Here is a 24169-nt window from a genome sequence, read left to right as displayed (position 1 = left end):
TTCTCGGCGCAGGCAATCGATGCGGCGTCCTCTATCAACATGACGGCACCGGCAAAGCAAAATTCACAGCATAAGAAGCGAACCCGAACTTTTCCTTCGCCTTTTGTGATTACAAGAATAGCTGCGTACATCTGGGGGCGCAGGATCGCGCAGAGAACTGACCCATATTGCCGCGGCTCGGTGGGCGGAGCCTCGAACGCACCTGCCTTATACCTTCCGAGATTGGGTCCGGCCTTTAGTCGCCTTCGTTGGCAGCTTCACACGAGCCTTTCCGGCCGTCGCCGCTTTCACTTTTAGGGGCTTAGGCTTCGAAGTGAGCTTCGCGACGGTGCGGGACCGGCTGACCGTTGCCGCCGCAAGCTCACGGCGAACGGTTTTGATTACCTCGCCGATACCTTCCGCGATGTTCACGTAAGCCGCATCGGTGCTGGCCCACCGCTCAGGCTCACGACCGTCCTTTGGCAGCAACTTGAAGCCGGCTGCGCGGGTTTGCTTCCAGCCGCAAGGTTTCACGACGACACCTATCACGCGCACAAGCTTGCGAGCGCGACGATCCATCGCCCGCTTATACTCAATGTTCCAGCAGTAGTTGCTGTCGAGGTATGATGGGCTGAACAGGGCAACGAAGATATGGGCTCGCCGAAGCTCACGAGCGATGTCAGGGTCCAGCTGGGCTCCAGGCTCGATGTTCTTGTCGACGAAGACGGTGACACCATCACGCTTCCACGGAGCAAGGTGGGTCTGCAGTTTTTCCTGCGCCGCAGCGTCTTTGTGAGAGTACGACACGAAGATGCGAACCTCGGGAGCCTCTTCCACCTTCGCCGAGCGCCTTGCCGCACCAGGCGGGTTCACGCGGGTGCGTTGCGTCTTAGGCTCCGAGGACGGCGCTTTGGCCTTTCGAGTGCTTGCTGCCAACCCTCCCAACTCCAAATTTAGATGAAAAGCGCTACAGGCAGACGTGAGACGCGGCAAGTGGAAGTCTGGATCTGCAGCCACGCTGGCCAGCAAGGAAGGTATTCGAAGTTCCAGGACAGTGCCGCGGTTAACAAGTTGTACTTCCCGGTACGTTCGCTCCGCCTCCTCACTCGTCAAGGTCGCCGGAACTGGCCGGCGGCGCAGTTCCAACAAAACAACATTCCTGAGGTAGGTATCCAAACGCCAACGGTCAGCAACGGTCGAGCCCCACTCTTTGGCTAGCCAGTTGTATGCGGCTGGCGCATAGGAGACACCGCCTTCAGCGTGTGCACCCTCCGCTAGGGCTAGCAGCGAAAGCGGAGCTGTAAGTTCCATCTCTCGCCTTACGGGAAGTGTTTCGTTCCATATCTCAACACGCGTACCGACGTAAACCACACCTTCCCAAAGGAACACGTCCAACCAATCGCAGCCGGAACCCGCCGAGCGACGCAAATGCTTGTGGAGAGCGACGGGTGCATCTGCGTTGTAGAGCTCAAAGCGGGTGATCTTGGCCCGTGCGTCGGCCGGGATAGAAGGTACGCCGATGTGCAAAGCATTCGCCTTTGCTGACGTTGCGTAGAGTGGCAATGCAAACCCATGCCCGCACAATCTCTCGTAGGCTACCAGCGAGAGAGCCTCGAAATGAGTGTATGTTCCGTTGCTCATGTCTGCAGACGCCCACGCAAATTTCTCTGAACTACGTCAACGATTTCGTTGGCATACGAGTCGGGCGTCTCGTTTGGACGCCATTCATAAGTATCGAAAGCAATACCCAGTGCGATTAACTGATCCCTAAACACTGAATTCAACCCTCGTGGATCCTCTAACAATTGCTGAGGGAAGACAACTAGCTGTCCATGACCCTCGCGAAGGTCAATCGAATGGCTGTAAGCAAATTCAACTGCGGAGGCTCGACGATCCGGCCTGTTACGACCGGTCGAGGCTAACCCCGCGATCGAGATCCAGTTTTTCGCAACAGATCGCCAATCAGGGAGCGTAGCCGCAAGCCCTGATTTGAGCTTCGCATCAATGTAGCCATCGATAGAACCGAACCCCCATTCTACGTGCCTTAAGGCTGCTTCGGCGGTCGGTTCTAATTCGTAGTCCTCAAGGTAGATTGAAGGATCCATAGCTTCATCATAGTACCCCGAGACGTATGCGCCCGTGTCAAATGGATAGACATGGTAAGGCACTGGAAGGGCGTCGGGCGAAAGCACAATGGCAAATGGAAAGAAGTTTATCTGTTCGGCCTTCTCGTCGCCGGCTTTGAAGCGGTAAGCTGGCCGCCCCAGGAAGGCATACACAAGTTCTCGGCCGAACACGTGGCACCCTCTCTTTTCAATGGTCCCAGCGCCTATGATGCGCCTTCCCCAACCGACAGATGTGACGTGCACAAGAGGCGGAGGGCTGATCGAGATGGTTGGGCAGGCGTCCTTCGCAACGGTGACAAGCTCGCGGCTCGCTTGCACCCCACGCGGCAATCTTGTCGGCTCACGCTTCATGCTTCTGCACCGTCCCATATTCCGCATCGACCTGGATCGTGGTCAACTTTTACGTTCTAAGTCGTGTGAAACCTAGTCATCTCAGGCGTCTGCTGATCAGTCATGTACAACCGTCGAGAGCATAATAAGACCGGCAAAGTGGTCAGCAATCAAGCCGACAGCCGGGCCCTGAGCCTATCTAAATCTTAGGTCCCCTGAAACGCGCAAAAGCAGCCATCTTATATGAAGGTCTGACAAGCACCCGCTTGCGCCCCTGCAAAGGGCCCTTGCGATCTGCCCGTCAACCTTCCAAGGTCGTCGCACCTCCTGTGAAAGCCAGGGGGTGGGGCGTGGAAACCCCAATCAACGAAACTCGGTCACCATTATGGAGGCCGGGTGGCATGCGCGCATGTCCAGTCGGTTTCGACCGATAAAGGCGCATGCGCCTGCTCGTTGATCAGGTTTCCAACATCCGGCTTCGGCCGTCGCCCCGAGAGGAACATAGGGGTGGCGCAAGGTCTGAGCCGCACGTCGCCCCGCTAGGGGGCAGTACATGAACGCATCGAAGGCATCGGTCAGCGCACCAGCGTCCTGACGCCCTTTGTCGCGTCCACATTACACAACAGGGGAATTACTATGATGACAAAGATGCTTGTCCTGAGCGCAGCGCTTGCCGTTGCAGGATGCACCCATGCCGCCGACGTCTCTCGACCGCTCACCGAAGTGGCCGACAAGAACGCAAAGTTCACGCTCAAGGACACACCCGCCGGCTTCAGCGTCGAGGTCAGCTACAGCCGCTACCAGTTCGTACCCGAGGCAGGAGCCCTGATCACTGCCTGCAAGTCCCTTGTGGTCGCCCAGGCATTCGATGAGGCCAAGCAGCGTGGCCGAGAGATCGCTCCCATCGACGAACAGGCCATCCGTGTCTCGACTGGCCGTAACATCATCAACGCTCGCACGACCTGCCGGGCCTTCGCCGAAGCTACCTGGAAGAAGTGATGATGGAATACGAATACAAGGTCATCGACGTGGCCGACGGGGCGATCAGTTCCGTCCTCCTGGGTGATGGCCGCATCGAGACAGCGGTGCTGCAGGCCTACATCAATGCCTTGGCTGCCGAAGGGTGGCGCATGGTGTTCATGGAGAAGGTGCAGCAGCGCTACATGCTCACCAGCGATCGTGAGACACTGATGGTCACATTCGAACGGCGTGTGCCCGAAGAACAGCGAGAGGCGCGAGCGGCTCGCGTGATCGATGACGTAATTGCAGCAGAAGACGGCGCGCGGGGCACAGGCCGCAGAGCAGCCGCTGGCGCGGTTGGGCTTGGGCTCGGTGCAGCAGCCATCGCAACCATCATAGGCAGTGAATAACAGGAAGAACCCTCATGGACATGAACGAACGCATAGCCGCTCGTCGGCGTGAGCTTGCAAAGCAAGAAGCGGAAAAAACGGTTGCCGCCAAGGCAGAGCGCGATCGTGCCGCTGAGCAGGAGGTAAGAGCACAGACGGCGGCGGCAGCCGAAATAACAGAAGAAATCAATACGGGCGGGGAGGCGAAAGCGATCAACGACGACGGGGTCGTCAGTTTGGTACACGATCCAGATGCCGCTCTTTTTGGTCCAGAGATAAAAAACAACGTACGTCGTCAGCTATTCAAGCAAGAGGCTAGAAAGCGGTGGACGCCTCTTGATCAATGGGTCGTAATCTCGCTGATCTCCGGAGGTATTTGCCTTCTACATCTAGCCGGCTTGGGGATCTTGTTTATCGGGGCCGGCCTGATCTGTCGTCACGTATTCAACAAGCGTTGTCGTCGCGAACTTCGGGAGATCTACCCTAACATCTTTGGCTCAGTGCGCGAGAGTTAGCAGCTACCCAACCTATCAGCCCTCCCCCCTAAACCACAGCCCTCGGCCTCACCGCCGGGGGCTTTTTTTGATTCAGGAGCCCCAAATGGAAATCATCGACACACCCGAGGCCATGGCCACCGCTTTGGCGACATACCGCAACCCTTGGCTGCTGCGGCGGCTGGTACTCTACCAATCCAACCTGGAAGAAGCCGAGTGCGAGATTGGCGAGCTAGGGCCTGTCATCATCGTTGACCCGACGGACACGGCAGATGCCATCGAGCAGGCAGCAGGAGTGGACCTCAGCGGCGACCCGACCTGGGAAAGCTGCCTCATCGATCACGGCTGGTGCGAGATCGTGTTCGTGATCAGCGATGACGGCAGCGGCGCAGTGATCCTGATGCCCGATCGCGATGACATCGATCCTACGCTGCAAGCAATCATGCGCATCCACGCCGTTGACGTATCCACCCCAACGACACCGGATCACCGACCACCAGCCGAGCAGGTGATCTGACCGCCTTCTGATCCACCGGGGCATCGTCTCGGACCCGCAATCCCAACGCTCGCAAGGCCTTCGCCTTCGCGGGCTTTCTTTTTACTTAAAAGGAACAAACCGTGATCATAATCACCGACCGTGCCTCCATGGCCCTAGCTTTGGCACTCGACCTAGATCCGCACCTACGAGCCCTACTCCAACTCAGGTTTGCCGCTCTTGATACGATCTATGGCGATCTGACCGACTGTACGGAATGGTTTATCGTCCAACCCGGCGACGGGGAGGCCGACCTTGTGGAGGAGATAGGCTACTCGCCATTAGTCGAACCGATCGACGGCGCTCGCTTCGGCTCCGATGGTTTCCGCCCTTACTGGGATCACCTGATCCGGCATGACGGCTGGTACGAGCTGTCGATCTCATATGGCAGCACATTCGCGACGATCATCCTCATTGCGGCAGATGGCGTGCTGCCGGACCTACTCCGCATGTGCCGGAAATTCGCGGCATGAAGCTCCTTGGCATTCTCCTCACGGCCTGTGTCGTTTTAGCCGCGGCGCAGGCAACGATGGCGGTGTTGGTGATCCTGCTCATCGCCGGAGTAGTCTGGTCGCTGTTCGTTTGCCCGAAAGAGCTATTTGCTTTGGTCGGGCTGGCTGCCGTGATCGGGCTGTTCCACGCGCAACCTCTTGCGTCCTTGGGGGTCGTTGCCCTTCTCGTCTTCACAAAGCTGGTCAGCCGTAAATGATAGGCGGCGCTCGGGGGAGTAGGCGGGGACATACGAGGTCTACAACACGATAGCGTGCGAAACCTTAGGGGCTGGGCCGGCTGCCTAGGGCGCGTACTGGGGCTATCCTCAATGTAGGCACCTGCGGCTAGCCCAGCCAAGATCCGAAGCGGATTGCCGCAGATCGAGTGCATCTCTGCATTCAATGGCAGGTCGGCGTCCACCTCAATGTTCGCTGCTTAACCGAAACCGAAAAATGTACTTACCTTACGCACCGGCCTCGCACTGCCACACGAGCAGCTAATCCACGCTCACAACTCGGGCCGAGAAAGCAATCTAATCTAGTGTGTCGCGCTTAGCTTGTTCTCTCACAAAAGCGTCCATGTCTATATGAGAAGCAGAGGCCGACGGCAAAGGACCGAACACCTGCTCCAGCTCGGCTTGAACTGCATTAAGCTCAGAAAGCCGAGCTTTCGTCTCTTCTAGGTCACGCCTTGCCTTACCCGAAAGTCGCGTCCTTCGTTCCCAAACGCTGATATTTCCACGTAAGACAATTTGGTATTTCCGCAGAATCTTTGCATGAGACCGCATTGCTTCCCGAACTCCGGGACGGAAGCGCTGCAATAGCTTTATGATCTGGCTAGCAACAATGACGAAATTCTGACCCTCGGGCGTGAGCTTAACTACTGCGCGACCGGTAAGGATCTTAACACCTAGCACGTCCTCAATACAACGTACATCGCGCCTGATATTCGTCATCGGATACCCTTGATCTTCTTTGACCGCCTTAATATTCTTAGCACGCGCGACATCCAAAAATGTTTCGAACTGAGAAATTCTCAGCTTTCTCCGTTTACCTTGATCTACACCGCCAGCGGAATGGCGTTCCCCTGCACAACAGTTATCAAACAAGGCGAGTACCTCGACAGCGATTAGGATGAACTCTGATCCATTCAGGGGATCTAGTTCAAGCGCATCTTTGACGCTGAGCAATTCACGCCGGCACCAGAGTTCCAGCTGCTCAATGGTCCGCTGCACTTGCCTGGCGGTGACGCCAAGTTCTTGTCCGGCACGCTCAAAATCGCGGTAATGGGCGACGTCGAGAAAGGTCTCGAGCCAGCCAAGGCGTAGGTCCAGTACTTTGGCATTAGCGCGTTGCTTCACATCGTACCTTTCACCACGTCCGTAGGCCAGCCAAGCTGACCTGAGCAAGCCTCAGCCCTCTTCTGATCGCGGATTTGGGGCGACATGGCGTTTGATCGCCGCTTTGACAATTTGTGGTTTTTTAGGGGGCTTCCCGGTCGCTAATCATGGCGACATAAGGCCCTTGTGAACGGCCGATCACACAGCAACCCTTTCAAAAAGCGCCGTATTTTGCATGCCAAAAGCATGCAGATGCGTCCGCTACGGAGATTATTGCCGTGAGTGAGACTGTAACCGAAATCGCCTTGCTTCTGACACCTGCCGGAAAAGCCGCCCTACGTAAGGAGAAGAGAGCTCGCAGAGAACTAGAGGCTCGGCTGAGACGCATTGACGAGGAAGCTCGTGCACGTGCTGCCGAGGCAGCAAGGCAGAGTGCTGAAGACCGACAATTACTGCTTAATAACAGAGAGGCGTTGCTTCGCCTTGGCCAGGAGGCACCTGTCCGAAGCGGGCGGCGGACGTTTGCAAACGCGGGCTGCGTTGCCGTACTCTCCGCGCTTGTTGCCGAGGGTCCAAAGACACGTGACGAAATCCTGCGTATCATGTGGAACGACTACCGGTACAGCTACCGTCATGCAGGTTTTCTGCTGAGCGGTCTTCGTGGGCCGGATCCCAAGCAGCACCTCTGGTACGTCGATGCGGAAAGACAGTTCCGCTTACATTATCTCGCCAAGCCCAGAGTACACCTTCAGCTCTCAGGTTCGCACCGCACCTTGTCCACACGGGGAGCCTGGATCGTGCAGGGCTAAATTCCGGCGGCGCTGAGATACTGAAGTGCCTCACACTAGGATCACAGCGCCGCAGGTCTGCAGCGTTTCAACCCAACGCCCCCCACACAACGCCGAGCCCATCCGAACTGCTGAGGACGGTGGCAAGGCGGCCAATTACCAAATCACAAAGGATCACGATGCTTGAAGAGCAATCGGCCCGAGCCGCTGCGGCCGTGAAGGCAGCGCATATCGACATAGGCAGCTTGCAAAGCTCCGCCGACGCAGCCTCTACCTTCTGGCCGCGGCTAGGCTTCGATCCGGTGGGCTCAGGCAAGTACATAATACCTGCCAGCGTCATCGTCCTTGATGCTTTGGAGACGACAGGCGGGCCGGCACTGATAGACCTGCTCAAGACCATGGAGGTGCCGGCCACGATCGGCATAATACACGGCGCTCATCGTAGGGTGATCTATCGTTTGGCCGATCCAGAGTATGGTGATCAGCTTGCTAAGGTGCTGCCGGAGGGCGTGGCTTTGCTGCGCGAGAATGACGCCGTCGCATTGCCTGACGATTGGACACAGCAGCAATGCCAAGTAAGATCTATCACGGAGCTAGCCGAGCTGACCCGTGCCGACATAGCAAAGGTCGGGAAACGTCAGCCCGACGCTGTGGTCACCAGCAATCCGCTGCTGCCCTTCAGCCTTCGCGGACAAAGCGAAAAATTCAAGCGGCTTGCCCTAGAGGCAACACCACTGTTGGGCAACGTGTGCCTACGGGGTCAGGTCACCATCTGGTACGCTGGTCCTAATACGGGAAAGACACTGTTCGCACTTAGCTTAGCGATCGATGCGGTCCGCGAAGGGCGGATCGCTGGCGGCAACATCTTCTACATCAACGCGGATGATAATGGAGCGGGCTTCGCGACTAAGCTCCAGATCATGGACGACATCGAAGCGAACACGCTTGCTCCTGGCTTCAAGGGACTGCGGACCAGGGAACTGATCACCCTGTTACAGACGATGGCCGATCATGACGAGGCGCGAGGTGTCCTCATCATCATCGACACGGTCAAGAAGTTCGGCAGTCTCATGGACAAGAAGGAATCCAGCGCCATGGCGCAAGCTTTCCGGCAGGTCGCGATGAAGGGCGGTACGGTGCTGGGGCTGGCTCACACTACCAAAAGCCCGAATGCCGATGGTACACCGCGTTACGCCGGAACCTCGGATCTCGTGGATGATGCCGATGCCGTCTACACGCTCAAGCGTCTGCAAAACGTGGGCGCAGCCGGCGAGCACGTAGTGCAATTCGACCGCGTGAAGTCTCGCGGCCCTTCTGCCGAGTGTGCTGCGTACTCGTTCACCGCCGAAGCCGTCCCTTATGAAGAGTTGCTCGCCTCAGTCCAGGCCATCGATCCGATGCAAGTGGACGAGTTCAAGCGGATCGAGGATCAGAGATCGGACGCCGAAGTAATTGCTGCGGTCAGCGCCTGCATCGAAGAAGGCATAAACACCAAAATGGTACTCGCCAAGGAAGTCTCGGTTCGGCTGGAGATAAGCGCTCGCGCAGTTGGCCGTCTTATTGATCGCTACTCCGGGACCGATCCAGTTGAGCATCGCTGGAGCTTCAGCCGTGGCAATAGGGGCGCTCAAGTTTACGAACTGCTGGCGCCGGCACCTGAAACGGCCTGACCGCGACTACGCAGCGTTTCATCATCGCAGCGTTTCGGCATCCCGAAGCGGTGGATCGGTCGGGCCACTGAAACGCTGCGGCGGTGCAACGCTGCGCGAGCGGCGAGCCTCCCTGCCCAGCCACTGACGACCCCCACAATGCCTGCAGAGGGCCCGCTGGTGCGCAACCCGGCGGCGGCCCTGCCACCACCATCCCCGCCACCTGGCGCGCCTCTTTGCGCGTCCTGCAGTCGCGCGGGGAACCGCCATCAAACGAAAGGAATTCGCTGTGCCTAAGATCAAGCTTGACCACATGACTGCGCTGACCCTGCAATGCCAGCCGGGCAAGAAAAAGACTGACTACTACGACGAAGCTGTGACCGGCTTTGTGCTGGAATGCCGCTCGACCGGCGGCCGGACCTACTACCTGCGTTATGAGGATGCCGGTGGACGCCAGAAGCAGCACAAGATCGGTCGCTACGAGGATGTCACTTTCGCCGCCGCCAAGAAGGCCGCGCAAAGGCTTAGGTCTGAGGTCGTGATGGGCGGTGACCCTGGCGCAGCCAAGGCAGCGGTGAAGGCCATCCCGCTGTATTCGGAACTCGCAAAGATGCACTTGGCCGATGCTGAACTCCATCAACGATCTTACAGCACGACCGAGATGTATGTCCGGCGTCACATCCTCCCGAAGTGGGGAAAGGTACGGCTGACCGACATCAATGGACGGGCGGTGGCTCAATGGTTGGCTACCAAAAGCGACGAAGGCTTGGCACCCGCAACCGTGGTCAAGCTCAAGGCCATTCTCGGACGGTCCTTCGAACTAGGCCTACGTTGGGGCGTGCCAGGCTGCGACAAAAACCCGGTGCGAGGGGTGCAGAGCAATCCCTTGAATAACGCTCGCGAGCGCTTCCTATCGGCCGAGGAGGCTACCCGCCTGCGTGCCGCTGCGGCTTTGTCGAAGAACAAGCAGCTGCCCATGATCATCGACTTGCTTCTGTACACGGGCTGTCGCGTCCGGGAATTGCTCGATGCCCGCTGGGAGAACGTCGACGTAGAGCGGCGTGTCTGGTTCATCCCGACCAGTAAGACCGGCAAGTCGCGGCATGTGCCTCTGTCGCTAGCGGCAGTCGATGCCATTGCATCATTGCCTCGCTACGAAAAATGCGACTGGCTCATACCAAACCCCGACACCCTCCAGCCTTTCGTATCAATTAAACACGCCTGGCAGGGTGCGCGTAAGGCGGCTGGTTTGCCGGGGTTGCGCATCCACGACCTACGGCACTCGGCCGCAAGCTTCATGGTGAACTCGGGCGTCGACCTGTTCGCCGTGGGCAAGGTGCTCGGTCACGCGAGCTACCAATCAACCCAGCGGTACAGCCATTTGGCCAATGACACCCTGCTCGCCGCTGTTGAAGCCGGGGCAGCCAAGCAGAACCTTTGATCACGCCTCACCCTCTCTGTCCCGCGTGGATGGAGAGGGTCGTTCCCCTATTATTTTTTAGTTAGATCACCACGCATGACTCAAGATCAACGACCAGACCTCGAATGGGTAACCCTCCCTGACTGGTCCAACAACTTCTTCCCTCACGCCGGAAAGCCGGGGCTGATAAGGTTCGTCAGGGGTGGGGAGGTGGTTTACATAGGGATGGAGACGAGAAGTCTTGCGAAGTTCAGGCGCTTTGCGACGCCAGGAGGAAGCGGCTTGCGTCATGCCGGCGGCAAAAGGATCTATGCCGAGCGCGATACGTTGAAGTTAGAATACGCGCTCCTGGACGCGGCACCGCAGAAAATCCGGCAAGTTCGAAATGCGATGTGTGCCTTACACCGCCCGCGTTACAACGTGCCGAAACGCAACTGGAAGACCTGAGCGTCTGCGCATTTGGGCTGTGATGCTGCGGCGATCACGGCCCTTAGCGGCGCCCTCTGTATGGCTCGCAAGCGATGCCGTCATTGTCGCCATCAAGATTGGGATTGTAGCCAGACTGTCCTCTGTACATCGGCGCTGCACCAGCCGCACGAGCTGCCGCACAACTAAAGAACGCCGATCCAGCCGGACGTGGCTGGGCGACTTGGCGACGCACGGCTGTGGTGCGCGGCCGATCAAGCGTCCGAGATTGCTCTCGTGAATGTGCCTCACGATAAGCGCTCGGCATCTCGAACTCGGAAGCCCAGACACCGGTCTTGAAAGCCCTGCTTTGCGCCTCCAGGCCGCCATACTGGTTGGCGCCACCACCGATCACGACCGCCAGCCCGATGCGCACCATTTCCGCCCCGATATCCACTTCTCCGGCTTGGCAGCGCGCAACCGTTCGGCCGTACACGTCCTTATCCATCGGCTGGCAGGTGATCTGCTTGCCATCCACCATCGAGCGAAGCGCCGCCGTCGCCTCTGCACCACAGGCCCAGGCCGCGCCCCTAAGTTGGCACGTCTGTAGAGCCTCCGGAGAATCGATCCCGAACAGCCGAACGCGAAGGGTGCCGAGGGTCAAGGTGTCGCCATCGACAGTCCGCGCAAGGCCGGCAATCGGCTGGGCCAGCGCGGGCGAACAAGGCGCGAGGAGCGCTGCGAGGAGTACCAGCCGTTTCATCGGTCTCAACTTAGAGCCAGCTCGTTGCGGAGTTATCATCAAGCCTCGCCCGTTCTCGTCGGAGATGCCGGTTATGTTAAGGATCAACTTGAGGGAACTGCCCGGCTCGCTTGCTGAACGGCAGTCGTTGCCATAGGTCCCCGGTCCCTTATCATCCAACAGGAGCTCCTGACATGAACAACAACGATCTGGCCGACACCATCGCCACCTCGGCCGACGTGTCCAAGGCGGATGCCCGCAAGATTGTCGATGCCGTATTCGAGGCGATCGCTGACGCGGCGAGCAAGGGCGAAGAGATTTCGCTCAACGGCTTCGGCAAGTTCAAGGTCAAGGACAGCCCAGAGCGCGAGGGCCGCAATCCGGCGACGGGTGAAGCAATGACGATCAAGGCGTCCAAGAAGCTGACGTTCACTGTCGCGAAAGCCGTGAAGGACAAGCTGAACGGCTGATCGGAGATGCTGGCGGCTCTGCAGCAAGAACCGCCAGCAACCACGCGCTATCCTGCTTTCTTGCCAAGCATGCCGACCATCTTCTCGGCGGCAGCGTCGAGCTTTTCACGATCATTCCCGACTGTCTGGATAAGCGTCCGAGCCTGTTCGCTAGTCAGCGCGCCTTGCAATTGGCAGTGCCGGGCTAGTGTAGCCTGCGAGGCCAGTGCCGTCCGCCAATTTAGCGCCGGGAAATGCATCAACGAAACGCTGGGCGTCCGCCACACTGCGAAAATAGACAGCGGACGCCTCATGAAAGCTTGAGCCTGAGTCTGGATGCTGAGCGAAGTTCCCTCGCAGTAGGTTCGCTTGCAGCCAGGCGGTCATCCTGGCGCCATCTGGAAAGCCCATTCCGTTGGCCGGCAAGGCGAACCTGACGCGGATCGGGAAGCATCGCTCGTCAATCGCGCGCTGCGGTGTGCTGCGGCGACCCATCCTAGAGGCAGAGCGGCAATTGGCGAGGATCGGGCTGCTCGTCCGGTTCGATCGCCTCCATAATGACGGCTGCAATCGCATCGGCAGCTCGACGCCGAAGATCAGGATCGGGCATCGTCAAACCCACACGCGCCCAGCCGGGACTTTGAATTGCCACCACGTCGGCGATCACGGTTCGGTTGATTCGGTCCATGGCCCATGTGGAACATATACAGAACATGGCGCAAGAGGGATGCTTAGTCAGGCGCTCATGGTTCGCATCGATATCCACCGTAGGACCGATAAAATGTCCGATTAGACCAACACGCAATCGATCGCATTTTAGCGGGTAAATGCTTTTTGAGAGATAGCCGAGCTAGCGCACCTCGGCGCCTTCACACCCTTACCAGCCGAGAGCACGCTCAAGCACAAGGGACTGACGAACACGGCAGCGCAGACGATGTGCGCGCCTGGCTCAACCTGTGTGACCATGGATGTGCTATATTCGACGTGGTCGACGATGCCGAACTCGACCGAGCCCCGTGGCAGTGCAGCGTAGCAACGCACGCATGCCAGACACGGCCAGCGCTAAATAGCTTCTCGAAAGTGATGGAGAGTCGGTGGAATGGGGCCGCTGGCGAAGCAGGCCCCATCTTCACAACATTACGCGGGCGAAAGCGGAGAAGATCAGAGGTGAAAAAAGACGAAGTCGTTAGCGTTTAACGAATTCAGCCCGAGCAAAGTGACCTCGTTACCGTTTCCGAAATCGATGATGCTGTTGCCTGCGTTAGCGGTGATGTTCAGGTCACTTAGTTCATCGTACTGAGTGAATGCGGTGAGATCGATTAGATCCTTCCCGTGAGCGAAATCATGGATTGTGTCCTGAAGATTGAACGGCCGGAACACAAAAGTGTCATTGCCGGCCCCGCCCCACAGATCGTCGAAATTGCCAGCGCTTGGATTGAAAAGCTCCCCTCCGTTCGAACCCGCTACTAGGACGTCGTTTCCTGCGCCGCCATGCAACGTGTTCCTGACAGTAGCTACGTCGTCGCTGTCACCCCCAACAAGCCTGTCGTTGCCTGCACCGCCATCTAGGTCATTAGACACCCCGGCTGGCCCTGAAGCACTACCGCCCTTGATGAGGTCGTTACCAGCGCCACCCAAAATCGTGTTCGATACACTATTGAACGGATCAGCGCTGCCGCCAGTCAGCGTATCATTTCCTGCATCGCCGTTGATCGTATTTGTCGCTGTGCTGCGACCGTTCCCGCCCCCGCCTGTGATGGTGTCGTCACCCGCGCCTCCGTGTAGGTCATTCACGGCGTCGAAGGGGCTTCCCGTACCGCCATACGTGTTGCCGCCCGTGATTACGTCATTGCCGGCGTCGCCAAACGCTTGGTTTGTGGCGCCATCAGCACCAAGGATGCGGTCTTCGCCTGCACCACCATGCATTACGTTGGTCACATTTGCGTAAGCGGTTGTTCGCCCGCCGCCCTGAAGCGTGTCGTTCCCCGAGCCACCATCCATTTCGTTTCTAACGACAGCGTAGCCGTTTGCGTTGCCACCAAAGAGCAAGTCGTTGCCTGCTTCACCGAAAAGCCGATTGGTTATCGGCGCACTGAAGTTGCTGGATTCTGCGCCATGCAGTTCGTCGTCGCCAGAAGATCCGTACGCATCCCCGCCGAAGTTCTCTGGCAAGGCCAGATAATCGTCGCCAGCTAAGCCTCGCAGTACCTGGGCAGAAGTGGTTGATATGCCTGTTAGATGGTCATCGCCAAGTGTGCCGGTAATTACTGGATCGGTACCGCTATAGGTGAGTCCAGCGCGCTCCGTATGCAGCCCAAAATCCATATTCCATCCAAGAAACTTCATGGCCGCTCCATCTTACAATTTTGCATCATGCCAACTCACAAAGGCTCAAGCAGTATCTTGCATCAATTATGACAATACGAATCAAATACAGAGCTTCAATCTCTGTGATATACGATAGTTGCCCGCAACACCGAAGATGTCGATAGTTTATTATAGTTACCGAATATTTAACTCTGAGTCTTTATCCTATTACTATCGAGCGAATAAGTCGCTCATTGCCTTCCAAGTCCATCCAGATGGCTTGACACCGATTGCCGGGCCATCACCGATCCCATCGCGCGGAACCTTCCCGGCGGCTATCAGGAAGTCAGTTCGCCTTGTCATCGAACGTGGCCCTTCGTCTGATGCTTATGGCGCGGATCTGCGGTGAGATCATCCATGTGCCTTTCAGCATGCTGCAGCGTTAGGCACGGGTGAGCAACATAGTGCATGCGCAACTAGCCCGTGCTCGACCCGCTTGTTGGTCGACGCTTTGGCCCGATAGTTGTAGGCCCGGCTCAGGGATTCACCACTGGGTCGATGCCCACGCTTGGAAAATACTGGGTCCAGGCCTAGTCTGCAAACATCGACCTTTTGCAGAATGCGCGGGCGTGCGATCAATCGCTTACTGGTTGGCCAAAAAAGGGGATTTTGGACCTTTGCCGTCGAAGGCCATTCTGCAATGAAGGCGCACAAATCCGGACGGAGAATATGACCCTAGATGATGCTTTTGCCGAACTGACGATCGAGCATATGGAGGCAGCCTTGATAGCAGATGAGGCCCACGCGTTTCCGCAAGATGTGTTCGGTCTAGCGAGATTGGTTTTGCGGACCTTTGCCGTCCTATCCCCCAATTGTGTGACCAGAGACAGTCTTTCAGATGTAAATCAGTCGGAGATCGATGCGGCCATCGAACACCGGCTTTCGTCCCTGCTGAATGACGAGGAGGGCCGGTCTGAAAACCTAAACGAGCTTGGATCTTGCGACGATTGGCGGAGCGATACACGTCATTGACCGCAGCATTATGGCTTACGCTTGAGCGACCAAATTAATGCTGATGCTTGTGATCAAAGCAGACGCAGCAACTAATTCAGACGGCAACAGATTCATCATCGATCGACTCCCACTGTCACCAGTTAGCGAGATTGGTTCGCTGTAGGAAAGTTTTTATCAGAGGCAGAAGGTTCCGCGTAATTCGGCGGCGTGGGCAGGTGCAGTGTCCCATTTGGCAAGCCAATCATTGTAGCTAGCAGAGGCGAAAGTAACTTCGTCACCCGCGACCGCAGCTGCAAAGTCCTCTATCTCAGCGCGATGGCGAGCGTGATCTTTGGGATCGATTGGACGCCCGGTTCGCGCGGTTGGTTCAGCGAAGAGATAAAACAGGATCGGTCGCTTCCCAAGGCGCTGCCCCTCCGTAACTAAGCCACAAGCATGCTTGACGAGCTGTGCCGCATCGAGATGCCTGAACTGCAATTGACGTGAACGCAACGCATCTCGCACACCGCTGTACCGCTGCATATGGTCGCCCCACACTGGCCTGTCGTAGGCCGGCGATAGCGAGACCGACTTCTTGTCGCGAAACGGTTCGTAGCGTTTCGACTCTATGCCAATCACATGCGTTTCGGTAATCACGGCGGCGTCTAGCCATGGGTGGCGCCCCCCTGACCAAGGAAAGCGTGCGCAATACTCGACTTCAATCTGCTGAGCCGTTCCAGCGACTTCTGTTCCGGGCAATGTCGGTAACAGATTCGGACGTTCGACAAACCAACCGAAGGCGTTAACGACGAGGGCTGCCGAACTTTCAGGGCTGGCGAGCTTGCCCGATTCTACTTCATTGCCGCCAGCCGCCCTTAGCCGCTGCAGCACGTAGTCCACTGGCACACCGGGAAGGAATACATCATCCATGCAATGATCTCCGCTCAGCAATCGCCGTCAACACCGTCGCGTCCTGAGGCACAGCACCTTCATCTAGGAAAATTACCGTCCCTCCGATCGTCGGGGATGACCATGACTAGACGCGGGATCGGGATTGGTCGACGGCTTCGAAAAACTGCCCCAGCTTCGCGAGGGCGGGTTGCGTTAGCTCGATAAAGGCGCGGCGGCGATCGACCGGATCCCCGGTACGAGCCAGCAGGCCCCGTTCCACCAAAAGGCCAATCCAGCGCAAGGCAGTGGTCGGCGGCACGGCCGAGGCGATGCAGGCAGACGTGACGCTCACCTGACGGTGTCGGCTTTTCTGCTTGTAGAGATCCAGCATAATGTCCCACGCCGCCTCTCCAAAAAGGTCATCGTCGAAGAAGGCGTGGCGCAGCCGCCTTTCCTCGTAGGTCTGCTCAGCCATGATCGCATAGCCAAACGGGCCCGGTGAGCGTCGGAGGCCCGGCTGTGCCATGTCGGATGTGGTGGGCATCTCCACGCCCGCCTTTTGCGCCAGGTCCGTTGCGACTTGCCAAATTGCATCAAGCTGTTCGCGGGCGCGTCGTTGATCTTCAGAAACCTTCTTGTAAGCACTCATCGTCAGCACCGTCCATCTTCGTGGGCGCAGAGGCGTCAGCTGATGATCTCATAGAGTTCTTTCAGCACGATCAGCGCCAGAAGTGCCTGCAACCAAGTGATCTCCATACCAAGCCAGTCGGTACGAGGATTGGCGCTGGCACCGCTGAGCCGCCTCTCCGGGTATATGTCCACGGCCGGATGGGGCAGTGCATGGCGATCGGGAAATCTCACGCTTTCATCCAGGCCGGTCGTGAACCGTTCCGTAATGGATGATGGTGCAGCATCCGTGGGAGTGCCTAGGTTGCTTTCCTGTGCTGACGATAAACCAGCCTGTTGCTGATGCCAGCGGATCAACTCTCTACGGTCGCCGCAACCAGTCTTGCGGAGAAGTCCCTGAACACGGCGGTCGACCGCCTGCGGGGAAATCCCGAACTTCGCGGCGATGTGCTTTGAAGTGTGGCCGGTGCACAGAAGCTCGATCGTTTCCCGCTGCTTCTCCGTCAACTTCATTCCATCACGATGCGGCATTTATCCCGCCCTCCGAACCGAGCGGCGCATTCCGATCGACAAGCTTGAGCGGCAGCGTTGAGGTGATGGGGTCCGATGGTGGGATGGTCGGTTACGCCAAGCGTGACCAACCAGCAGTGGCTCACCGGGAAGGTCTCCGATCAAGCAGTCAAACAAGGCAAAGATGGTTAACATCATGCCGATAAGCAGCATCGATATTGGCATGTTGGTTTCTCCCACAAACTGCGCCAACAGAGGTGAGGGGCGCTGCTGGCATCGGGAGAGCGCGGCCTCATCACCATAAGTGATTAGACCACCTGCAAAAATACTAACTTCTACCTATATTCCCGTTTATGCGGCTGACCGCCGCCTTATGGTTAAGCCGCTACCTTGTGAGACCACCTCGGTGTGTGGTCATCAATCGTCAGGGGCGGCACTTGAGCAACGGAAGTTTATCGAGCCTTTCAACCGAGGATATCTACGAGTCGCTTTTCGACGATGACCTGTTTGCGATGTTGCCCAGGTTGATCGCAGACGCGGTCGGAGCCCGATCCGCGTCCCTCGGATGGCATTACCGAAGCGGACAGACTGCCATAGCTTACCACTCAGGCTACTTCAGCGATGCCGATATTGCCAACTACGAGGAGAACTTCGCGCATTGTGACCCGTGGGTTCCGATCGCTTGTTTACAAGCACACCTCGATCGCCCCATTTTAATGGATGAGCACGTGGGCGTGGGCGCACTGCGAAATACTGCTTTTTACAACGATTGGCTGCGCGGCATGGGTGATGATTCGGTCCATAGCCTTGCGATAGCCACCTCGACCGCAGACGGCGCAGGGGTCATCGGCCTGTTGCGTGGATCAGGTAGCGACAGTGAATTTACGAGCAAGGAGGCAAGCGCTTTAGGTGATGTATGGCCGCATCTCTCGCGCGTCCTCGAGCTCAGAGGGAAGCTCGATGCCACGGCCCGACACAAGAAGTTTATCGAGTACGCCTTCGATGCAACCGGATTTGCGATAATCGCAGTCAATCCTCAAAATCGCATAATCACGACGAATTCCGGTGGTGAGAGGCTCTTGATTAAAGGAAGTTTGAGAACACACGAGACCGGCAAAGCCCTCGTACCGTGCCGCAGCCTTGCCCGCGCTATTTCGGCAGCCACGAGGCCGTCGCGGCCGACCGCCACCACCGCGATGATAAAGCTGACGGACGGTTCGCAATGCTCGGTCAACGTCGTTCCCTTCAGCACTAATTACGGGCGCCGTGTGGCTCTGCTGCTTTTCAGGGAAGCCCCAAAGCGCAGTGCTCGTGCCGAAGGTCTACGCACGCTGTATGGATTGACGCCTGCCGAGAGAGAGGTCGCGCTGCTCATCGCTGAGGGGCAAGCGCCTGCCTCTGTGGCAGAGCAGCGGGGTAAAAGCCTGGACACGGTGCGATCTCAAATTCGTTCGATCAAGATCAAGACCGGTTGTCGGCGGCATGTGGAACTGGCAGCGTTGATCAATAAGCTCCCACTCTGAAGGAGGGCTGTACTTCCACCCGTCTTCGCGGACGCGCGGGCGTGGCAGGTCCTCGCACCAAATTACGGGAACGCCGCAGTCTCCTGCTCGCGACACTAAACGCGTACGAACATCGAGGCTTGCGGCCGTCAACATGTAAACAGATTGCAGATCACCGATCTGCATTATCTCATCTAGCGGGCAAAGCCGCCATATCAGCTCAGTCGCGAGGCACGGCATCAACGCCAACGTGGTTCGGTTTTATAAGCCATCTCGCGAACAGCTTTGGTCGCATCTCCGCGCCCGCCGTAGCACCCAATAAAATCGCCATTTAGATCGTCGAGTATGCGAATGCGTTGGAGCTCCCACCGCTTATCTGGTTGCTGATTAATCCGGTAAAGTCGCCCGTTGACGCGGCAGTAGGCCGTCTTGGAAGAGCCCAGGGCCGTCCACTTGCAATCCGCGCCTGATCTCAGCCGTTCCTCTGCGGCCAGGCGCTGTTCCTCCATGTTTCGGCGGTAGCGCTCCTGCTGTTCCTGGTGACGCCGATCTCGGTCTTCCTCTACGAACGTTTGAATGGCGCCTACGATTGCCGGCATGTCTGTGCCTTCGGAACGCTCGCGGTGATAGATTTCGAGACAGGCGGCACGCTGCTCGTCATCCGGGTACTGCTCGTAAGACTCTTCGTTGAACGCCCGCAGACGTTCGACCACATCGGTGCGGGTGAGCGGCGGGCCGGGCATGCGATTGAGGTAGTCTCGGAAGTCCTCTGGCGGTATCCAACAGAAGGCTGCAGGTTGGGCGATGGCCTCGCGCTCCTTTGTCCACTTCGTCCAGATCGGATTGTAGCTGCAGACGTCCTTCACGATCGCTCGACCAAGGACTTGGATGAAGTGGGGATCGCGCAGATGGCGCAACGAGGGGCTGCGCACGTACTCCGTGAGCAACCTCACGACGCGATAAAGGCGATCGTCGTCTATCACAACGTAATCCATGTTGCCGCGCCCAGGTGAAATCAGCAAGAGGCCTGGATAGGGTCGACTGGCCCGCGCCTCACAAGTGTCCGCTATAGCGTTGGCGTCGCCTGAACCGGATGGGCGGGTTGCGCTCTTCTAAGACATTGGCGCCGCCGCTGCAGTCACCCAGAAGCGGACGCTTCTGATGGCCCTCATCCTCGCCATCCTTGCTGCCACCGTCATCCCGGCTGGCGCGACGTTCGCCTGCACTCCAACGGCGGTCTATGACGGCGACGGGCCGGTTTGGTGCGCGGAAGGGCCAAAGATCAGCTCGCGGGCATAGCTGCGCGTGAAATGGATGGTACCTGCAGGACAAGCCAGCCGTGCTCAAAGGTGAGCGCAGAGCGATCGCGTAACAGGTTAGCGGAGCTTGTGGGCGTTCCAATCGGACGGAGGCGAGAGGGTCATGTGCTGGTGCGCGGCCCGAGGATGCGGTGCCTGTCCGAAGGCAATGGCAAGGGCGCAAGGACTGCTGCCTGGTGCGTGTCGCCTCGTGGCGGTGACCTGTCTTGCGCTATGGTGCGAGGTGGTTAGGCCCTGCGGTGGCAGCCGTACTGGCAAGGGCATCGGTGCTGACGCGTACAGCAATCATGGCTTTCGCCTCACCGACCAAATCAGGGCTGACAGGCTGGTGATCAGGGCTGAGAATGCAGCCACATACGCCGGGACAAAGCTCATCATTGAACGACTCTTCTTGGCGGCGCATAACCCGGATGGTTCGTTGTAGGAAAGCTGCCAATCGCGAGGTGCGGGCGGGGAACAAAGCGCTTGCCCTGAGACGGTGTGGCCGGTGTTTTGTTACCGCTCACTTACGTCTGCTGTCTGTTGTAGCTAGCCTCAAAGCGAACTGTCGCCTCCCGCCCCAAAATCAGGCAAGCATGTCTGCTCGGCCGTGAACTTCGGCTATCTGGTCTTTAATCCGGGAAACGAGAATAATGGCTTTCACTCAATCCGGCATGGGCGCGGCTCTTGTTGCACTTGCGATACTTTGGCCCATCGGCGACGCGCAGGCGTTGCCGCGAATGTTCGGCAAGGGCTACTGCCTCCTCCGCCACCCAGTGGAATCTCTCACAACCGAGCGAACTGCTTGCGAATCGCAGCATGTAATCCAGCGACAGAATGGAGGTGGCGACGAGCTAAACACTATTTGGATAAACACGGCTCAGCATACCTACCTCGATCGAGCTCAGGGGAAACCCTGGGCCGTCGAACGCCCACGATTTGCGGCGGGCAATGATGACATACAGCGCGCTTACATGATCGGCACACATTCGCTCGGATACAACTTTTATGTATACGATCATCATGGCGAGGGCACGTTGACGCTGTTCACATGGGATGCCGCGACGCAAGTGCTTCATCTATGGGCCGCCATTGTTAATTTGCCGCAGAAGGAAGTTGGCTACTTCGCATCACAGGTTAGGCGCAGTCGAAATGGTGACACCACGCAATTTATCGACGCTAGCATTGGCGTGGTGATTGACATACTGGAGGTCGGTGCGGGTACCGTATACGGGATTCTAGCAGCGATTGTCGGATTGGTATTTCAGCCGATCGATACGGTTTGCAACCTATACGCGCTTATCGGGTACTTCCTGCTAACGACCTACGATGCAGTCATTGAGTTGATATTCAACGTTTGGTCTCTGATACAGTTCGGTGGTCAGCGCGCGTAGCGCCAGACAATGCTGCGAAGATGGATATTCATTTCACTTGCGACCATTATGCTTGCGCCTTCTTGAGGCGCTTAAATGAAAAAAGCATCCGTTTGCCAAGGCAAGGTAGAGCAAACGTGAGACAATTATCCTCTTAGGTGCCAGCGTGCCGAAAAACTTGAGAACTGAACTCTTGGCGATCTTAGGGATGAAGCCAACGCTACTGCCCTGCCCACCGTGTCGCCTGGCCCTCAACGGTGCCGCTCTGAACCAATTGGGCGTGAAGTCGGGAACGTGGCTGCTGCCCCCATCTCACCGGCCGACACGTGCTCCCGGCGCACCCTGACGCGGCGCCGCCGGTGAGCAGTAAGAAGAGTGCGGACCATGTCCAAGCCAGTCAACTTTTAGGCAACTCTTGCGATTGAGGGACTGCCTTCTCCATCCGCATCAAGCCAGCAGCTCCTTGAACGCCTTCATGAGCATCTTCTCCCGCTTCTCGACAAATTCCCGGAAGTTGGCTAACGAGAGATCGACATCGGGAATATAGTGCTTCGCCTTGTAGTCCTTGCGATCAGCGTTTGAGAGATATTTATCAGTCAGCCAAAGTTCGAAATCCTTGCCGGACTTCTCCTGATTCGGAACTCCTTCAAGAAGCTGGAGATTGGCCAGGCTGTTAAACTTCTGCATAAAGAATTCGATATCTCGATCCGCGATCCCCGCCTTCGATAGTCGCTTCTTGGTGAACATTTTCTTCGGGAAGATATGGTCTTGATGAAATTTGTTGCGAAAATCTAATGTCGGATAAAGGAACGCTAGGATAGAGTAAGTGTACGCCTCCCCATAGCTGTAATGGAGAAGACTCACAATCTCATCGTCGTCAAACGACAGAGATTTTGTGCCCCCCTTAAGCTTGCTTGCAATCTGCGCAAACGGAAACCCCTCTGAGGTACTGTTAATGACTTCTCGGATAGGACGAAGAACATTATCCGGTTGGCCGCTAAACGTCCTCTTGAGGAGAACAATTACTAACCACTTGAATATCTCTTTCCGGTCAGCCTCATATTTCGACGCAATGGCGAAGTTGTTAGGAACACCGAGCTTCATCAAATAGTGAGCGATGGGGATCAGGGCATTGTTGGACGTCAGTGTATCCCGATGGTAGCCGAGGTTCGCAAGTAGGATAATGGCACCACGGATCGCTTTGGTAATGTCCTCCCACTGCCGCTCGATATCCAGCATGTTCGCTTTATTGAAATTATCGACCTTGAAAGCGATTTCGCGAAAGTTGCCAAGGACGAGGCAGCACTTCAAGACGAAGTCTTTGTTAATGTTGAAGCCGTCCCCAATAGCATTCACCTCGTCTACAAATTCTGTAATCTCTTCACGTGCGTCCTTTTCCTTCCACTGCGCGGTAGCAATGGATAGCAGAAGATCGGAATAATTAAGCTGTGTGCCGCCACTGTTGACACGGATAAAGATGTTGAGAACCTTGTCGAGGTCCTCGCCACGTTCCAAGAAAAAGTTGATGGATCGGCTTTTGTGAATGATATCATGTAGCTTGAAAAGAGCTTTGTTGGCCAGTCGAAAACTATCGTTACCAAACTGGGCAGCATCGTTATTCAGAAGGTATTCATTAACATCTACCGGCTCATGTATGCCGAGAATATCGCCAACCTTGAACCAGAAATTGCTAGCGTCTCGAAGCTCCGCGTCCTTTTTTGTCATAAAACTAAATTGGTACTCGACGTCGCTGTCTTCAGCGACATTACTAAAAAGGTTCAAATAGAGGTGCCGCTTGGGAAAAGCAGAATCGTTGTCCCAGCGTTTACGCGGCATCTTGTAGGCATATGAACCTTTAAGGCCGATGTAGAGAGAGGTGAGGCGTTGTTGACCGTCTAGAATCGCAATGATCCCAGATTCGCCGCTGAGGTTGGCTTTGGGATTATGAAAGCTGTCGCGCTCGTGATAATCTCGCACAAATTCATAAAATTGGTATTTATCGACATTCTTGCGGTCGACTTCCCAAAAAAGAAATGAGCTAATCGGATAGTCCCGCATGAGGGAATCGAAAAGCGTTTCGATTTGCTCGGGGTACCAAACGAATTCACGCTGGATAGCGGGAAGCAAATACTCCTTCCGATGAATCTTTTCGATCGCGGCCTTGATCGTGATCGGTTCAACAAATGCCATTTTGTGCTCCAGTCCTAAACCGAATTCACGGTATACGCGCTATTGCCTCGTTGGCTTATAAAGACAATATCATTGGAACGAGTAAATCCTGTAGAGCGGATTATTCTCAATGCTAGCCTCCGATCGCCTCCGATCGCCTCCGTCGACGTTGCGGAGGAACTTTCGGCAGATACCTGACGACCTGCTCTAAGCTGTTACTGAACGCCTAAGGCAATGATCGTGGCGTCTCTTTGCTGCTCAACGATGTGGAGCAATGGACCGCGGCCTCAGCGGTCCCACGGCGGAACTCTAAGCTCCATTACCCCGATGATGAAAGCAGGCTTTGTGGAGGCATCGCTCTTCGCAATGCATTGAGTCGGCGTCTACGATATCGGCAAGTAC

23 protein-coding genes are annotated in these 24169 nt (G+C 56.8%); 12 read left to right on the top strand and 11 right to left on the bottom strand.

Annotation, left to right across the window (positions count from 1 at the left end; all coding sequences use genetic code 11):
* Nucleotides 1–207 precede the first annotated feature (207 nt).
* Entirely contained in the window at nt 208–1620 is a 1413-nt protein-coding gene (locus ACXJ1Z_RS08085) for a toll/interleukin-1 receptor domain-containing protein (RefSeq protein WP_463780897.1), read from the bottom strand.
* Nucleotides 1617–2276: a hypothetical protein gene (locus tag ACXJ1Z_RS08080; protein WP_463780895.1), complete on the bottom strand. Its 660-nt coding sequence runs from the start codon at nt 2274–2276 to the stop codon at nt 1617–1619. Before ACXJ1Z_RS08080 ends, ACXJ1Z_RS08085 begins: the two co-directional genes overlap by 4 nt.
* Nucleotides 2277–3083: 807 nt before the next feature.
* Here ACXJ1Z_RS08080 and ACXJ1Z_RS08075 point away from each other — a divergent pair.
* From ACXJ1Z_RS08075 to ACXJ1Z_RS08050, 6 genes are all read left to right on the top strand, one after another.
* Nucleotides 3084–3434 (top strand): hypothetical protein, encoded by a 351-nt coding sequence (locus tag ACXJ1Z_RS08075; protein ID WP_463780893.1) that lies wholly within the window; start codon nt 3084–3086, stop codon nt 3432–3434.
* Nucleotides 3434–3805, top strand: coding sequence for a DUF4177 domain-containing protein (locus ACXJ1Z_RS08070; RefSeq protein WP_463780891.1), 372 nt, complete (start codon nt 3434–3436; stop codon nt 3803–3805). Before ACXJ1Z_RS08075 ends, ACXJ1Z_RS08070 begins: the two co-directional genes overlap by 1 nt.
* 14 nt (nt 3806–3819) lie before the next feature.
* The gene (locus ACXJ1Z_RS08065; protein ID WP_463780890.1) at nt 3820–4299 is read left to right on the top strand and encodes a hypothetical protein; all 480 of its coding nucleotides are present in this window, start codon (nt 3820–3822) and stop codon (nt 4297–4299) included.
* Nucleotides 4300–4384: 85 nt separating this feature from the next.
* A complete protein-coding gene (locus ACXJ1Z_RS08060) occupies nt 4385–4795 on the top strand; it encodes a hypothetical protein (RefSeq protein ID WP_463780889.1) in 411 nt (136 codons plus the stop codon).
* Nucleotides 4796–4896: 101 nt separating this feature from the next.
* Entirely contained in the window at nt 4897–5286 is a 390-nt protein-coding gene (locus ACXJ1Z_RS08055) for a hypothetical protein (RefSeq protein WP_463780887.1), read from the top strand.
* Nucleotides 5283–5522, top strand: coding sequence for a hypothetical protein (locus tag ACXJ1Z_RS08050; RefSeq protein WP_463780886.1), 240 nt, complete (start codon nt 5283–5285; stop codon nt 5520–5522). The genes ACXJ1Z_RS08055 and ACXJ1Z_RS08050 overlap by 4 nt, the downstream gene beginning before the upstream one ends.
* Before the next feature lie 315 nt (nt 5523–5837).
* On the opposite strand, the gene ACXJ1Z_RS08045 is transcribed toward ACXJ1Z_RS08050, so the two are convergent.
* Nucleotides 5838–6665: a helix-turn-helix domain-containing protein gene (locus tag ACXJ1Z_RS08045; RefSeq protein WP_463780885.1), complete on the bottom strand. Its 828-nt coding sequence runs from the start codon at nt 6663–6665 to the stop codon at nt 5838–5840.
* Between the two features lie 946 nt (nt 6666–7611).
* On the opposite strand from ACXJ1Z_RS08045, the gene ACXJ1Z_RS08040 reads away from it, so the two are divergent.
* Nucleotides 7612–9102, top strand: a complete 1491-nt coding sequence (locus tag ACXJ1Z_RS08040) for an AAA family ATPase (RefSeq protein ID WP_463780884.1) — start codon at nt 7612–7614, stop codon at nt 9100–9102.
* Between the two features lie 268 nt (nt 9103–9370).
* Nucleotides 9371–10522, top strand: a complete 1152-nt coding sequence (locus ACXJ1Z_RS08035; RefSeq protein ID WP_463780882.1) for a site-specific integrase — start codon at nt 9371–9373, stop codon at nt 10520–10522.
* A 469-nt stretch (nt 10523–10991) separates the two neighbouring features.
* On the opposite strand, the gene ACXJ1Z_RS08030 is transcribed toward ACXJ1Z_RS08035, so the two are convergent.
* Nucleotides 10992–11669, bottom strand: a complete 678-nt coding sequence (locus tag ACXJ1Z_RS08030) for a thermonuclease family protein (protein WP_463780881.1) — start codon at nt 11667–11669, stop codon at nt 10992–10994.
* A 173-nt stretch (nt 11670–11842) separates the two neighbouring features.
* Here ACXJ1Z_RS08030 and ACXJ1Z_RS08025 point away from each other — a divergent pair, with 173 nt between their 5' ends.
* Nucleotides 11843–12118 carry an HU family DNA-binding protein gene (locus ACXJ1Z_RS08025; RefSeq protein ID WP_463780879.1) on the top strand — a complete coding sequence of 92 codons (276 nt, stop codon included), beginning with the start codon at nt 11843–11845 and terminating at the stop codon, nt 12116–12118.
* A gap of 475 nt (nt 12119–12593) precedes the next feature.
* Here ACXJ1Z_RS08025 and ACXJ1Z_RS08020 read toward each other — a convergent pair whose 3' ends face one another.
* Both ACXJ1Z_RS08020 and ACXJ1Z_RS08015 read right to left on the bottom strand, forming a co-directional pair.
* Nucleotides 12594–12863 (bottom strand): DUF6771 family protein, encoded by a 270-nt coding sequence (locus tag ACXJ1Z_RS08020; RefSeq protein WP_463780878.1) that lies wholly within the window; start codon nt 12861–12863, stop codon nt 12594–12596.
* A 395-nt stretch (nt 12864–13258) separates the two neighbouring features.
* Nucleotides 13259–14443 carry a calcium-binding protein gene (locus tag ACXJ1Z_RS08015; RefSeq protein WP_463780876.1) on the bottom strand — a complete coding sequence of 395 codons (1185 nt, stop codon included), beginning with the start codon at nt 14441–14443 and terminating at the stop codon, nt 13259–13261.
* Nucleotides 14444–15133: 690 nt separating this feature from the next.
* Here ACXJ1Z_RS08015 and ACXJ1Z_RS08010 point away from each other — a divergent pair.
* Complete coding sequence (locus tag ACXJ1Z_RS08010; protein ID WP_463780874.1) at nt 15134–15436, top strand: hypothetical protein; 303 nt, start codon at nt 15134–15136, stop codon at nt 15434–15436.
* A gap of 156 nt (nt 15437–15592) precedes the next feature.
* Here ACXJ1Z_RS08010 and ACXJ1Z_RS08005 read toward each other — a convergent pair whose 3' ends face one another.
* The 3 genes from ACXJ1Z_RS08005 to ACXJ1Z_RS07995 form a co-directional block, all read right to left on the bottom strand.
* On the bottom strand, nt 15593–16327 hold the full coding sequence (locus ACXJ1Z_RS08005; RefSeq protein WP_463780873.1) for a PGN_0703 family putative restriction endonuclease: 735 nt from the start codon (nt 16325–16327) through the stop codon (nt 15593–15595).
* A gap of 106 nt (nt 16328–16433) precedes the next feature.
* A complete protein-coding gene (locus ACXJ1Z_RS08000; protein WP_463780872.1) occupies nt 16434–16946 on the bottom strand; it encodes a hypothetical protein in 513 nt (170 codons plus the stop codon).
* Nucleotides 16947–16972: 26 nt separating this feature from the next.
* A complete protein-coding gene (locus ACXJ1Z_RS07995; protein WP_463780870.1) occupies nt 16973–17446 on the bottom strand; it encodes a response regulator transcription factor in 474 nt (157 codons plus the stop codon).
* Nucleotides 17447–17862: 416 nt separating this feature from the next.
* Here ACXJ1Z_RS07995 and ACXJ1Z_RS07990 point away from each other — a divergent pair, with 416 nt between their 5' ends.
* Nucleotides 17863–18948: a helix-turn-helix transcriptional regulator gene (locus ACXJ1Z_RS07990; protein WP_463780869.1), complete on the top strand. Its 1086-nt coding sequence runs from the start codon at nt 17863–17865 to the stop codon at nt 18946–18948.
* A 218-nt stretch (nt 18949–19166) separates the two neighbouring features.
* Here ACXJ1Z_RS07990 and ACXJ1Z_RS07985 read toward each other — a convergent pair whose 3' ends face one another.
* Nucleotides 19167–19922, bottom strand: a complete 756-nt coding sequence (locus ACXJ1Z_RS07985; RefSeq protein ID WP_463780867.1) for a hypothetical protein — start codon at nt 19920–19922, stop codon at nt 19167–19169.
* A gap of 956 nt (nt 19923–20878) precedes the next feature.
* Between ACXJ1Z_RS07985 and ACXJ1Z_RS07980 the strand changes: the two genes are divergently transcribed.
* Nucleotides 20879–21619, top strand: coding sequence for a hypothetical protein (locus tag ACXJ1Z_RS07980; RefSeq protein ID WP_463780866.1), 741 nt, complete (start codon nt 20879–20881; stop codon nt 21617–21619).
* A gap of 426 nt (nt 21620–22045) precedes the next feature.
* Here ACXJ1Z_RS07980 and ACXJ1Z_RS07975 read toward each other — a convergent pair whose 3' ends face one another.
* Nucleotides 22046–23788 (bottom strand): DUF262 domain-containing protein, encoded by a 1743-nt coding sequence (locus tag ACXJ1Z_RS07975; RefSeq protein WP_463780864.1) that lies wholly within the window; start codon nt 23786–23788, stop codon nt 22046–22048.
* Between the last annotated feature and the right edge of the window lie 381 nt (nt 23789–24169).

It is taken from the genome of Novosphingobium sp. TK46 (genome assembly GCF_055361525.1).
This window is presented reverse-complemented; position numbering and strand designations above follow the sequence as displayed.